This window comes from Pseudomonas sp. S37, assembly GCF_016658545.1.
Taxonomy (GTDB): Bacteria; Pseudomonadota; Gammaproteobacteria; order Pseudomonadales; family Pseudomonadaceae; genus Aquipseudomonas.
On the sequence record NZ_JACVZC010000149.1, the window covers coordinates 1 to 13,405 of the forward strand.

The following is a 13,405-nucleotide window of genomic DNA, read 5'->3' on the forward strand; positions in this document are numbered from 1 at the left end:
TTTCGCAAAACCCCTATCTGCGCATGCAGGTAGGGGTTTTGTCTTTGTGGCGCCAAAAAGCCGGGCCCTGCACAATCTCCCGGTCTTGTAGAGATCCCCTGTGGGAGCGGGTTCACCCGCGAAGCAGGCAACGCGGTATATGGCACCGGCTTCGCCGGTATTCGCGGCTAAAGCCGCTCCCACAGGGGCCGCGTGAACAGGTGAGGAGCCCGTGGGCATTCGGCCCTTTCATGCCCGCGTGATATCGTTCCTCCTCAGCCCCCAGCGCCTGCCAGAGACCTCCCGATGCTCACCACCACCCATCTCCACCCCGGCTTCATGATCGTCCATGGCAACCGCCTCGACGACCTGCGCAGCCTGGTAGTGAGCTGGATGCGTCGCTACCCCCTGGCGCCGCTGGAAAACGAAATCGCCCTGGTGCAAAGCAACGGTATCGCCCAATGGCTCAAGCTGGCTCTGGCCGAAGACCCGCTGGAAGATGACCTGGGCGGCTGTGGCATCGCCGCTGCAATCGACGTGCAACTGCCCGGCAGCTTCATGTGGCAGCTGTACCGCAGTGTGCTGGGTCGTGACGAAATTCCCGAGGTGTCCTTGCTCGACAAGGCCCCGCTCACCTGGCGCCTGATGCGCCTGCTGCCGGCCCTGATCGAACGCCCGCATTTCGAGCCGCTGCGCCGCTTCCTCACCGACGACAGCGACCTGCGCAAGCGCTACCAGCTTTCCGAGCGCCTGGCCGACCTGTTCGACCAATACCAGGTCTACCGCGCCGATTGGCTCAAGGACTGGGCTGCCGGCGAGCACATCCTCAACACTGCCCGTGGTGAGCGTAAAGCGCTGCCGCCGGGTAACCGCTGGCAGGCCGAGCTATGGCGGGCCCTGCTGGAAGATGTCGGTGAACAAGGCATGGCCCAGAGCCGAGCCGGTGTGCACCAACGCTTCATCGAACGTATAAACAGCCTGGAACAAGCCCCTCCTGGGCTGCCACCGCGCGTAATCGTGTTCGGTATTTCCTCGCTACCCGCTCAGGCCCTGGAGGCGCTGGCAGGCTTGGCGCGGTTCAGCCAGGTGCTGCTGTGCGTGCACAACCCCTGCCGTCACCACTGGGCAGACATCGTTGCCGACAAGGACCTGCTGCGCCACCAGTACAAACGCCAGCAACGCAAGCAGGGCATGCCCCTGCAACTGGACGACCAGTCGCTGCACCAGCATGCCCATCCGTTGCTGGCCGCCTGGGGCAAGCAGGGCCGCGACTACATCAACCTGCTCGACAGCTACGACGACCCGGGCAGCTATCAAGGCGTGTTCAGCGACGGCCGTATCGACCTGTTCAGTGATGGCTCACCCACCACACTACTCAACCAACTCCAGGACGATATCCTGGAACTGCGCCCGCTTGCCGAAACCCGCGAGCTTTGGTCGCCAGTCGACACGGCAAAGGACCGTTCGATCCGGTTCCACGTGGCCCACAGCCCGCAACGCGAAGTGGAAATCCTCCACGACCAGCTGTTGGCCCGTTTCAGCGCCGACCCCACTTTGCGCCCGCGTGACGTGATCGTCATGCTGCCGGCCATCGACACCTACGCGCCCCATATCCGTGCTGTGTTTGGCCAGTTGCAACGCAACGACCCGCGCTACATCCCGTTCACTCTGACAGACCAGGGCCAGCGTGGCCGCGAGCCCTTGCTGATCGCTCTCGAACACCTGCTCAAACTGCCAGACAGCCGTTTCGCGGTCAGTGAAGTGCTCGACCTGCTGGACGTACCGGCAGTGCGCGCCCGCTTCGGTATTCGTGAAAACGACTTGCCCACCCTGCACCGCTGGATCGAGGGCGCAGGCATTCGCTGGGGCCTCAACGCCGAGCAGCGGGCCAGCCTGGGCTTGCCCGCCGGGCTTGAGCAGAACAGTTGGCGCTTCGGCCTGCGGCGCATGCTGCTCGGCTATGCAGTGGGTGTAGGTGAAGCCTGTGATGGCATCGAACCCTACGATGAAATCGGTGGTCTCGATGCCGCCCTGATCGGCCCATTGGTCGCCCTGCTCGATGCGCTCGACGTCGCCTGCCAGGCCTTGTCCGAACCTGCCACCGTCAGCCAGTGGGGCGAGCGCCTGCATGCCCTGTTACAAGTGTTCTTCCTCGCCGAGGGTGAGCATGACGAGTTCCTGCTGATGCAGTTGCAGGACCTGCGCGACAGCTGGCTTGAGGTGTGCGAGGCCGTCGGCCTGCAAGATCCGTTGCCGCTGACCGTGGTACGCGAGGCCTGGCTGTCGGGCCTGGACCAAGGCAAGCTATCGCAACGCTTCCTCGCCGGCTCGGTGAATTTCTGCACCCTCATGCCCATGCGCGCCATCCCGTTCCGGGTGGTCTGCCTGCTGGGCATGAACGATGGCGACTACCCGCGTGCGCAGCAACCGCTGGACTTCGACTTGATGGCCAGCGACTACCGCCCCGGGGACCGCTCACGTCGCGAAGACGACCGCTACCTGCTGCTCGAAGCGCTGCTGTCGGCACGTGACCAGCTGTATGTCAGCTGGGTCGGGCGCAGTATTCGCGATAACAGCGAACGCCCGGCCTCGGTGTTGATTGGCCAGTTGCGCGATCACATCGCCGCTGGCTGGCAGTTGGATGGCGCGGAGCAAGGGCAGCCAGAGCAACCGGGCGAGCAACTGTTGCACACCCTGACCCAGGAGCATCCGCTGCAACCGTTCAGCCCACGCTATTTTCAGAAGGGCAGCCCGCTGTTCAGCTTTGCCCACGAATGGCAGGTGCTGCACCAGCAAGGTGAGGACGAGGAGCACAAAGACCCCGGCCTGCCACCTTATGAAGACGATGAAGCCCTGAGCCTGACGCAGTTGAATGACTTCCTGCGTCACCCGGTGCGGCACTTCTTCAGCCAGCGCCTGAAGGTGTACTTCGAAGCGCTGGAAGCGCCGACCCCGGACGAAGAACCCTTCGTCCTCGACACCCTGCAACGCTACGGCGCCAGCGAAAGCCTGCTCGGCGCCGCCCTGGCCGAACCCGACAATGCCGAACAGGCCTTGCAGGCCCAGGCCCGGCGCCTGCAAGCCTGCGGGTTGCTGCCACTGGCCGGGTTCGGCGAGCTACTGCAAAGCGAGTTGATCGAACCGCTCCCCGACCTGCTACAGCGCCATCAGCAACTGTTGCAGCGCTGGCCACAGCTGGTCGAGGGTGCCTTGCCGATTCATTTCGAACACGGCCGCCACCGCCTGGAAGGCTGGCTGGGCCGGGTATTCCAGGCCGATGACCAGAGCCTGCTCAGCATCACCACGGTACCCAACACCATCAGCGCCGGGCGCAACAACCTCAAATGGCACCGGCTGATCGCGCCCTGGGTCACGCACCTGGCGGCCTGCGCGGCGGGTTACCCCTACAACAGTGCACTGGTAGCCAGCGACCTGACCCTGTTGCTTGCGCCGTTGCCGCAAGAAACGGCTGCGCAACTGCTGGGCGACCTGCTGGTGGCCCGCCAGGCCGCCATGAACGCGCCACTGTCGGTCGCAGCCAAGACCGCATTTGCCTGGCTGGCCCAGGACGATGCCGACAAAGCCTTGGCCGCCGCCGCCCGTGCCTACGAGGGCGATGAACGCACCAGCTTCGGCGAGCGCAGCGAAAGCATTGCCCTGGCCCGGCAGTTCCGCGATTTCGCCGCGCTCAGCGCTGACGAAACCTTTGAAGGCTGGTGCGAAACCTTGTACCGCCCATTGTTCACCGCCCCCTGGCAAACCCTGGGCAACCCGGAGAAAGGCGCATGACCCAGGTCCGTCCCCTGGCACTGAGTTTCCCCCTGCATGGCAGCCAGTTGATCGAGGCCAGTGCCGGCACCGGCAAGACCTTCACCATTTCGGCGCTGTACCTGCGCCTGATCCTCGGCCACGGTGGCGAGCAGGGCTTCGAGCGCGAGTTGCTGCCCCCTCAGATTCTGGTGGTGACCTTCACCGACGCCGCCACCAAGGAGCTGCGCGAACGTATTCGCGCCCGCCTGGCGGAAGCCGCACGGTTCTTCCGGGGTGAACTGGAAGGCGCTGACCCGCTGCTGCATCAGCTACGCGACGATTACCCGGAAGAGGCCTGGCCGCGTTGTGCCGGGCGCCTGGAAATCGCCGTGCAGTGGATGGACGAAGCGGCGGTATCGACCATTCACGGCTGGTGCCAGCGCATGCTGCGCGAGCACGCTTTCGACAGCGGCAGCCTGTTTACCCAGACCCTGGAAACCGACCATAGCGAATTGCTGGGCCAGGTCATGCGCGATTACTGGCGGCGCTTCTGCTACAGCATGCAAGGTGACGCGCTGGCCTGGGTGCGCGGCCACTGGGGTAGCCCCGACGCCTTGCTGCCGCGTATTCGCCCGCTGTTCGGCCGCGTGCGTGCCCAGCAGGACGGGCAAGAACCGGCGGCACTGATCCAGGCATCGTTGCAGCATCGCGGCGAACAGCTGGCCCGGCTCAAGGCACCCTGGGCGCAGTGGGCCGAAGAGTTGCGACAAATCTGTCGCGATGCGCTGGCGGCCAAGCAGGTCGACGGCCGCAAGATGCAGGCGCGGTATTTTGAGCCGTGGTTCGACAAGCTTTGCGCCTGGGCGGGTGATGAACAACTGGTGGAGCTTGACCTGGGAACCGGCTTCACCCGGCTGACACCGGGCGGTATGGCCGAAGCCTGGAAGGGGGAACCACCCGAGCACCCGGCCCTGAATGCCATGCAGACCTTGCAGCAACAACTGCAAGCGCTGGACAGCCCGGATGCGCCCTTGCTTGAGCACGCAGCCAACTGGGTGTCGGCACGCTTCGAAGTGGAGAAGCGCCGGCGCGCGGAAATGGGCTTTGACGACATGCTCGTGCGCCTGCAGCACGCCCTGGCCAGCGAGGCCGGCGAGCGCCTTGCCGGGCTGATCCGCGAGCAGTTCCCGGTAGCGCTGATCGACGAATTCCAGGACACCGACCCGGTGCAGTACGGCATTTTCGAGCGCATCTACCAGATCAGCGAAAACCGCCCGGAAACCGGCCTGTTCATGATCGGCGACCCCAAGCAGGCGATCTACGCCTTCCGTGGCGCCGACATCTACACCTACCTCGCCGCACGGCGTGCCACCCGTGGTCGGCTGCACAGCCTGGACACCAACTACCGCTCCAGCAAAGCCATGGTCGCGGCGGTCAACCAGGTATTCCTGCAGGCCGAGGCGCGGGAAACGGGGCGCGGGGCATTCCTGTTCCGCGAGGCCGATGACAACCCGCTGCCGTTCATCGAAGTCCGCGCCAAAGGCCGTAGCGAGCAGCTGATGATCGACGGTGAAACCAGCGCAGCCCTGCAATGCTGGCAGCTGGAAAGCGAAGAACCGGTTTCCAGCACCGTCTACCGCCAGCGGCTGGCAGCCAGTTGCGCCAGTCATATCGTCGCCTTGCTCAATGGCGGCCAGCAAGGCACGGCTGGCTTCCGGAATGCCGACGGCGAACTGCGCCCGTGCCTGCCTTCAGACATCGCCATCCTGGTGCGCGATGGCCATGAAGCACAAATGGTCCGCGCCGAGCTGACCGCGCGTGACGTACGCAGTGTGTACCTTTCCGACAAGGACTCGGTGTTCGCCGCGCAAGAAGCCCACGACCTGCTGGCCTGGCTCAAGGCCTGCGCCGAGCCCGACTCGGAGCGCCTGCTCAAGGCCGCCTTGGCCAGCCTTACCCTTGGCCTGTCACTGGCCGCACTGGACCGGCTGAACCAGGACGAACGGGTCTGGGAAGGCTGGGTCATGCGTTTTCGCCACTATCGCGACACCTGGCAGCGCCAGGGTGTGCTGCCGATGCTGCGCCACCTGCTGCATGACTTTCAGCTACCGCGCACACTGATCCGTCGCACCGATGGCGAACGGGTGCTGACCAACCTGCTGCACCTTGCCGAACTGCTGCAGCAGGCCGCTGGCGAACTGGATGGCGAACAGGCGCTGATCCGCCACCTGGCCGAGCACCTGGCCAGTTCCGGCCAGGCGGGTGAAGAACAGATCCTGCGGCTGGAAAGCGATGAACAGTTGGTCAAGGTGGTGACCATCCACAAATCCAAGGGCTTGGAGTATCCCTTGGTCTACCTGCCATTCATCTGCACCAGCAAGCCGGTCGACGGCAGCCGCCTGCCGTTGGCCTGGCATGACAGTGAGGGCAATGCGCACCTTACCCTGACGCCCAACCCGGAGCAGATCGAACGCGCCGACGACGAGCGCCTGGCCGAAGACTTGCGCCTGCTCTACGTGGCCCTGACCCGCGCCCAGCATGCCTGCTGGCTGGGTGTCGCCGACCTCAAGCGTGGCAACCAGAAGAGCTCGCAGCTGCACCGTTCGGCCTTCGGCTATCTGCTGGGGGGTGGCCTTGCCCTGGCCGCTTCGGTGCAGCTTTCCGACTGGTTGCAGGCCCTGGCGGCGACCTGCCCGCACATCTCCTGCCCAGGCCTGCCGCAGGCGGATGAGCAGGTGTATCGCATGCCGCACGCTGAACGTGAGCTGCTGCCGGCTCGCAAGCCGCGCCGGGCTGCCGCCGAACACTGGTGGATCGCGTCGTACAGTGCCCTGCGCGTGGGTGATCAAACCCTCGGGGCCGACAGCTCACAGGCCCAGCAACTGCTGGATGACGAGGTGGTCGATGCGCAGTTACTGCGCGAAGTCCCCGCCGACAGCGGCGATATCCACCGCTTTCCGCGTGGGCCGAATCCCGGCACCTTCCTGCATGGTTTGCTGGAATGGGCGGGCCGCGAAGGTTTCAGCCAGGTCAGCGATAATCCGCAGCTTATCGAGCGAACCGTTGGCCAGCGTTGCAACCGCCGCGACTGGACCGGCTGGATTCCCACCCTCAGCCAGTGGATGCAGCGCTTGCTGGGCGAGGCGCTGCCACTGCCGGGCAGCGAGCAGGGCGTGACACTCGGGCAACTGCGTCATTACCAGATCGAAATGGAATTCTGGTTCGCCAGCCACCGGGTCGACGCCGAACAACTTGACCGCCTGGTGGCACGCCATACCCACCTGGGGCTGGCGCGCCCGGCGGCGCAGCCCACCGTGCTCAACGGCATGTTCAAGGGCTTCATCGACCTGGCGTTCGAGCTGGATGGGCGTTACTACGTGACCGACTACAAGTCCAACTGGCTGGGCCCGGACATCCAGGCCTACGACGCCCTGGCCATGGAAAAGGCCATTCTTGAACACCGTTACGATCTGCAGTACGTGCTGTACCTGCTGGCCCTGCATCGCCAGTTGCGCGCGCGTCTGCCGGACTACGATTACGACCGTGATGTTGGCGGTGCCCTGTTCATCTTCCTGCGCGGTGCCAGCAGCAGTGGCCATGGCGTGTACCACGTCAAGCCACCGCGCGAGCTGATCGAAAGCCTCGATGCACTGTTCCGTGGCGAGCACCCGCCGGTACAGCAGGACCTGTTTGCCGGAGCCGAGTTATGAGCCGCAGCCTTGTCGACCTGTTGCCCACCCCGTTGCACGCCGAGCACCTGCTGGCGCTGGCGCCACAGCATGACAGCGGTGACCTGCTGCAGTTGCTCGATCGCTGGGTAGAGCGCGGCTGGCTGCGCGCGCTGGACCGTGCATTCGTGTCGTTCCTCGAAGAGCGCGCACCCGGCAGCGACCCCTTGCTGTTGCTGGCGGCGGCATTGGCCAGCCACCAGCTGGGCCATGGCCACGTCTGCCTCGACCTGCAGCAAACCCTGGCCGAGCCCGACTTTGCCCTGTCGTTGCCGCCAGAAGGCGATGCCCTGGCCGGCCCGCTGCTGCTGCCATCGCAACTGCTGGCCAACCTCGATTTGAATGCCTGGCGCCAGCGTATCGCTGCCAGCCCACTGGTGGCCGCTGGCGATACCCCGGGCCAGCAAGCGCGGCCGCTGGTACTCAGTGGCGAGCGCCTGTACCTGCGCCGCTACTGGAGCTACGAGCGGCGCATCGACCATACCCTGCGCCAGCGCTTGACGCAGGCCGAAGCACCGCCAGCGGACCTGGCGAAGCGCCTGGCCCAACTGTTCGAAGGTGGGGCTCCAGCCGGCCAGGTGGACTGGCAGAAGCTTGCCTGTGCGCTGGCCACGCGGGCTGGCTTCAGCATCATCACCGGTGGCCCCGGCACCGGCAAGACCACCACTGTGGTGCGCTTGCTCGCCTTGCTGCAGGCACCGGCAGTGGAGCAGGGCAGGCCGCTGCGCATCCGCCTGGCGGCACCGACCGGCAAGGCCGCTGCGCGCCTGACCGAATCGATTGGTCAGCAAGTCGAGCGCCTGCAGGTCAGCGCCGACGTGCGCGGGCAGATCCCGACCGAAGTCAGCACCGTGCACCGCCTGCTCGGTAGCCGCCCGGGCTCGCGGCACTTTCGTCACCATGCCGGCAACCCACTGCCGTTGGATGTACTGGTGGTCGATGAAGCTTCGATGATCGACCTGGAAATGATGGCCAACCTGCTCGATGCCCTGCCGCCACGGGCACGTCTCGTGCTGCTGGGCGACAAGGACCAGCTGGCCTCGGTCGAAGCGGGTGCGGTGCTGGGCGACCTGTGTCGGGACGCCGAGGAGGGCTACTACTCGCCGGCGACCGCAGCGTGGCTCGAGCAGATCAGTGGCGAGTCACTGGCCGGCAGCGGCCTCAAGACGGGTGATGAACAGCGCCATCCGCTGGCCCAGCAAGTGGTGATGCTGCGCTTTTCACGGCGTTTTGGCGAAGGCAGCGGCATTGGCCAACTGGCCCGATGGGTCAACCGCCAGGACTCCCACGCGGCGCGCAACCTGCTGGCTGCCCCGCTGCCTGACGTGCACAGCCTGGCCCTCAAGCACGAGCAGGACCGCGCCTTCGACCGCCTGCTGCTCGACGGCCTCAACCGCGGCAGTGAAGGCCCGCAAGGTTACCGCAGCTACCTGCGCACCCTTGGCCGCTACCGCCCGTCGCTCGATACCGCGTTTGACGACCCCGCCTGGGAGCAATGGGCGGGCAAGGTGTTGCTCAGCTTTGAAGACTTCCAGTTGCTGTGCGCGGTGCGCCGTGGTGCCTGGGGTGTCGAAGGCCTCAACGAGCGGGTGGCGCGGGTGCTGCACAATGCCGGGCTGATCGACAGCCAGCAGCCCTGGTACGAAGGTCGCCCGGTGTTGGTAACCCGCAACGACTACGGCCTGGGCCTGATGAACGGTGACATCGGCATTGCCCTGCGCCTGCCCGACGAGCGTGGCGAGCCGCTGCTGCGCGTGGCCTTCCCGCGTAACGACGGCAGCGGCGGGGTGCGTTTTGTTCTGCCCAGTCGGCTCAACGAAGTAGAAACGGTGTTCGCCATGACCGTGCACAAGTCCCAGGGCTCGGAGTTCAGCCACACCGCACTGGTGCTGCCGGACGCGCTCAACCCGGTGCTGACCAAGGAACTGGTGTACACCGGCATCACCCGCGCCAAGCATTGCTTCAGCCTGGTCGAGCCGCGCCTGGGTATTTTCGAAGAAGCGGTGGCGCGCAAGGTGCGGCGCATTTCGGGATTGATGCTCGAACAGGTCTGATAGCCCACGCGATCCCTTGTAGGAGCGGCCTTGTGTCGCGATCGGGCCGCAAAGCGGCCCCCGGATATCAGCAGTGCAGCAGATATCGAGGGGCTGCTGTGCAGCCCGATCGCGACACAAGGCCGCTCCTACAGGGACCGTATACACCCGCGAGATCAGCGGCTCATTCCTACATTGATGCGGCCATGTGCTATCGTTGCGCCGATACCGCAAAGGACCTGAGAGATTCCCCACATGCACGTGGCCGCAAGGCGAGTGACACGCTGTGCGCTTTCGCTATTGCTGGCCGTCCTGTACCTTTCTGCAGGCCCCGCCCGGGCAGAAACCGCCACAACCGCCGCCCAGGCGCAGCAACGCGCCAAGGCCGTGACCCAGGTGGTGCTAGGCATTTTCAGCTACGCCCGCTGGCCCGTCGAACCCTCACCCTTGCGCCTGTGCCTGGTCGGCCCCACCGAATACGCCGATGACCTGATCAAGGGCCATGTGCAGGAGTCCGGCCGCCCGTTGCAGGTAAAGCGCCTGCTGGCAGACGACACCCAGGTCGCCCAGGCCTGCGACGCCATCTATATCGGTAAGCTCGACCAGGGCCAGCGCGACAAACTGTTCGAACGCGTCAGCGGCCACCCGGTGCTGAGCATCAGCGAAGCAAACGACCCGTGCACGGTTGGCAGCCTGTTCTGCCTGCGGGTCAGCGATCAGCAGGTGGCCTTCGAGGTCAACCTTGATTCGGTGGCGCGCTCCGGCGTGCGTATTCACCCCAGCGTGCTGCAACTGTCGCGGCGCCGGGCGGTGCAGCCATGAAACCGACCCGCAAGCGCAGCGTGCGCCCGACCCTGCGCTCGGTGCTCGGTCGTGGCCACCTCAGTGTCGCCTTGCTCGCCGTGGGCCTGGCCGGTATTTCCCTGACCCTGCTCGGCGTGCTGGCCCTGAGTGTGTACGCCAACCACAACCTGCAACTGATCGCCCGCTCGATCAACTACACCGTGGAAGCGGCGGTGGTGTTCGATGACAGTGTTGCGGCCAATGAGTCGCTGGCGCTGATCGCCAGTCGCGAGGAAGTGGCCGAAGCCAAGGTGTTCAACAACGAAGGCGAGCAGCTGGCGCACTGGCAGCGTGGTGAAACCGGCATGCTCGCCCAGCTGGAAGTGCAGGTCGCCACCGCCTTGCTGGACGAGCCGGTCAACCTGCCGATCATGCATCAGCAACAACAGGTCGGGCACATCGAACTGGTCGGTCAGGGGCGTAGCCTGCTGCTGTTCCTGCTGAGCGGCGTGGCCGGCATCCTGTTCTGCACGGTCCTCAGTGCCTTGGCGGCCCAGTACCTGTCGCGGCGCATGCTCAGTGACATCACCCGCCCGCTGCGCGGCCTGGCCAGTGTCGCCCACGCCGCCCGCCGCGAGCGCAGTTTTGACCGACGCGTGCCGGAAGCGGCGATTGCCGAGCTCAACGAGCTGGGCAACGACTTCAACGCGCTGCTGGACGAACTGGAGGTGTGGCAAAGCCACCTGCAGAACGAAAACCAGACCTTGGCCCACCAGGCCAGCCATGACAGCCTCACCGGCCTGCCCAACCGTGCCTTCTTCGAAGGGCGCTTGAGCCGCAGCATGCGCAATGCGGCGCGCCAGCAGGAGCACCTGGCGCTGTTGTTCCTCGACAGCGACCACTTCAAGCAGATCAATGACACCCTTGGCCACGCCGTGGGTGACGAAGTGCTGATCAGCGTAGCCGACCGCGTGCGCGCCCAGCTGCGCGAGCACGACCTGGTAGCACGCCTGGGCGGCGACGAGTTCGCCGTGCTGCTGACGCCTTTGCATACGCGCCGCGACGCAGAACACATTGCCGAGAAGATCGTAGCCAGCATGAAGCTGCCGGTGCAGCTGGACAGCGGCCGCAGTATCGCCACGTCACTGAGTGTCGGTATCGCCTATTACCCGGAAGACGGCGCTGACCCCGCCAGTCTTCTGAATGCCGCCGATGCGGCGATGTACCAGGCCAAGCGCAAACGCCGTGGCCATTGGCAAGTGGCGCAGACGGAACGGTCCGCCACCGATATCAAGAACAGGAGTTGAACCCGTGATACAGGCTATACGTTTCCCGCTGTGGGCCTTGTTGCTCGCCGTGCTGGCGCTGACCGGCTGCCAGAGCACACCGCCCAAGGGCCTTACCCCCGAACAGATTGCCGTGCTCAAACGCGAAGGTTTCACCCCCACCGATGAAGGCTGGGCATACGACCTGTCTGGCAAGGTGCTGTTCGGCAGCGACCTGGACAGCCTCAACGGCCAGAGCCAGGCGATTGTCGAGCGCATCGGCAAGGCGCTGCTTGGCGTTGGTATCCAGGGCGTGCGAGTGGACGGACATGCCGACTCGTCGGGTAAGGCGGCGTATAACCAGCAGCTGTCAGAGCGCCGCGCGCAGAGCGTGACCAAGGCATTGGTAGGGGTGGGCATGCCGGCGCAGAATATCCAGTCCCGTGGCCTGGGCAGCACCCAGCCAGTAGCGGACAACCGCACCAGCGCCGGGCGTACCGAGAACCGTCGGGTGTCCATCGTGGTCGCGTCCTACTGATCCATTGCCCCACAGGCCTGGCACCGGCTACGCCGGTGTTCGCGGGTAAACCCGCTCCCACAGGATTTGTGTTACCCCTGGGCTAGCGCGGTCGATGTAGGAGCGGGTTTACCCGCGAAGAAGGCAACTCGGTATACGGCACCGGCTTCGCCGGTGTTCGCGGGCACGCCCACTCCCACAGGATTTGTGTTACCCCTGGGCTAGCGCGGTCGGTGTAGGAGCGGGTTCACCCGCGAAGAAGGCAACTCGGTATATGGCACCGGCTGCGCCGGTGTTCGCGGGCACGCCCGCTCCCACAGGTACTGTGCTGGCTTCGAGATTACGCTGTACCTGTGGGAGCTGGCTTGCCTGCGATCGAGGGCGCAGCCCTCGCCAGTGCCATCTGCCTGTAAGAAATTTCCGAACCTGAAGCCAATTGCTTCAGTTCACCTCACGCGGCGAATTATCCTACACGCCTGTCAGAAGCCGCCACATAGTCGGGGAACTCACCCTGGGATAACGTCCTTGCGTCGCCTTTCCAGGTGACCGGGCTTGAGACACCCGGACTACATGTGTTGGCACCGCTTCATGGCGGTCGTGCGCGGGCAGGCTTCGGCCTGGCCGGTATTCATGTGTCCCGGGTCTCAAACCGTGCACGACTGCCACCCAAATCCTTGAGACGAAGAGGGCGGCAGTTCCTGTTTCGTTCAAGGGAGCCCCATCATGAAAAAGCTCGTACCCGATCCACCCGCCTCAGAACTTCTGCAACTCGACCCGCCCAATCTCTCATTTCAAGACCCTCCGAGCATCGAAGAGTGTAATCAGCTGCTCAGTGCCCTGATTCATACCGTGGATCACACCACTACCGTACTGATCGACAGCGGCCCCGGCCTTATACAAGACGCCATGGGCATGAACATTCGCCTGCTGTGTCGAGCAATTCAGGCTCTGACGGACCACACCAGCACCGGTATCAAGGAGCAATGATATGAGCGATGATCCAAGAGACTCCTCGACAGCGGGTATGGAAACCTTCGACCTGTTCCGTTTGCAGCCAAACGTGCCATTCAGTCACGCCTTCACGCAGTTGTCTGTACTGCTTGGCTGTATTCGTCACCTCACGACAGAGGCAGAGATGGAGAATGACCGGATTGCAGGTAGTGCTGCGCGCATTCTCAGTGAGATGGCGAAAGCGTTGATTGATGATATGGAGCTAGGAATGTCCAGCAGAATGAGCTGATGGGATAGGGCCGCGGCGCGGCCCTTGCTCCAGTGGCTGGCTTTCAATCCTGGGAGTCTGTGCTAGGCTCTGTCTGAAATCCCAAGAAACTGAAATGTGGCCCCGGAACA

Annotated in this window: 8 protein-coding genes; all 8 read left to right on the top strand. The window is 64.6% G+C overall.

From position 1 onward, the window contains the following. Positions 1–285 precede the first annotated feature (285 nt). The 8 genes from recC to IAE39_RS26950 all read left to right on the top strand — a co-directional run bounded on the left by recC (position 286) and on the right by IAE39_RS26950 (position 13,295). Positions 286–3,768, top strand: a complete 3,483-nt coding sequence (gene recC / locus IAE39_RS26915) for an exodeoxyribonuclease V subunit gamma (RefSeq protein ID WP_201207527.1) — start codon at positions 286–288, stop codon at positions 3,766–3,768. Further along, entirely contained in the window at positions 3,765–7,439 is a 3,675-nt protein-coding gene (gene recB, locus IAE39_RS26920) for an exodeoxyribonuclease V subunit beta (RefSeq protein WP_201207528.1), read from the top strand. Before recC ends, recB begins: the two co-directional genes overlap by 4 nt. Continuing rightward, positions 7,436–9,511 carry an exodeoxyribonuclease V subunit alpha gene (recD, locus tag IAE39_RS26925; protein ID WP_201207529.1) on the top strand — a complete coding sequence of 692 codons (2,076 nt, stop codon included), beginning with the start codon at positions 7,436–7,438 and terminating at the stop codon, positions 9,509–9,511. The genes recB and recD overlap by 4 nt, the downstream gene beginning before the upstream one ends. 234 nt (positions 9,512–9,745) lie before the next feature. Continuing rightward, positions 9,746–10,312, top strand: a complete 567-nt coding sequence (locus IAE39_RS26930; RefSeq protein ID WP_201207530.1) for a YfiR family protein — start codon at positions 9,746–9,748, stop codon at positions 10,310–10,312. Further along, complete coding sequence (locus IAE39_RS26935; protein WP_201207531.1) at positions 10,309–11,580, top strand: diguanylate cyclase domain-containing protein; 1,272 nt, start codon at positions 10,309–10,311, stop codon at positions 11,578–11,580. The genes IAE39_RS26930 and IAE39_RS26935 overlap by 4 nt, the downstream gene beginning before the upstream one ends. A 4-nt stretch (positions 11,581–11,584) precedes the next feature. Then, the gene (locus IAE39_RS26940) at positions 11,585–12,076 is read left to right on the top strand and encodes an OmpA family protein (RefSeq protein ID WP_201207532.1); all 492 of its coding nucleotides are present in this window, start codon (positions 11,585–11,587) and stop codon (positions 12,074–12,076) included. A 702-nt stretch (positions 12,077–12,778) separates the two neighbouring features. Beyond that, positions 12,779–13,042, top strand: a complete 264-nt coding sequence (locus IAE39_RS26945) for a hypothetical protein (RefSeq protein WP_201207533.1) — start codon at positions 12,779–12,781, stop codon at positions 13,040–13,042. A gap of 1 nt (position 13,043) precedes the next feature. Continuing rightward, positions 13,044–13,295: a DUF3077 domain-containing protein gene (locus tag IAE39_RS26950; protein ID WP_201207534.1), complete on the top strand. Its 252-nt coding sequence runs from the start codon at positions 13,044–13,046 to the stop codon at positions 13,293–13,295. Positions 13,296–13,405: the final 110 nt, after the last annotated feature.